The sequence below is a fragment of the Frankia sp. Mgl5 genome, from assembly GCF_023242985.1.
Lineage (GTDB): Bacteria > Actinomycetota > Actinomycetes > Frankiales > Frankiaceae > Parafrankia > Parafrankia soli.
Genome location: NZ_JALKFY010000451.1, coordinates 1 through 493, shown reverse-complemented (window position 1 = coordinate 493; position 493 = coordinate 1). Strand labels below are relative to the sequence as shown.

Annotated in this window: 1 protein-coding gene; it reads right to left on the bottom strand. The window is 54.8% G+C overall.

Features of this window, described 5'->3' with window-relative positions:
* The coding region (locus MXD62_RS10095; RefSeq protein ID WP_248829068.1) for an Hsp70 family protein at window positions 1-493 on the bottom strand (493 nt) is incomplete at both ends.

Genomic DNA, 493 nt, shown 5'->3' with positions numbered 1-493 from the left:
GGACGTGATTGTGATGCGTTGTTCTTTGCCTGTGCCCAAGTCCTTTGCACGTACGTTTACGATACCGTTGGCGTCGATGTCGAACGAAACCTCGATCTGCGGAATACCGCGCGGAGCCGGCGGAATATCGGTCAGCATGAAGCGTCCCAGCGTTTTGTTGTCGGAGGCCATTTGGCGCTCACCCTGCAGGACGTGGATATCTACAGAGGTTTGGTTGTCAGCCGCTGTGGAGAATACCTGCGATTTGCTTGTCGGGATCGTGGTGTTGCGGTCGATCAGTCTGGTAAATACTCCACCCAGGGTTTCAATACCGAGGGAAAGCGGAGTTACGTCAAGCAGGACAACATCTTTTACATCACCAGTCAGCACGCCCGCTTGCACCGCAGCACCGAGCGCAACCACTTCATCCGGGTTTACGCCTTTGTGCGGCTCTTTACCGGTAAATTTCTTGATCGCTTCCTGAACCGCTGGAATCCGGGTAGAACCACCCACC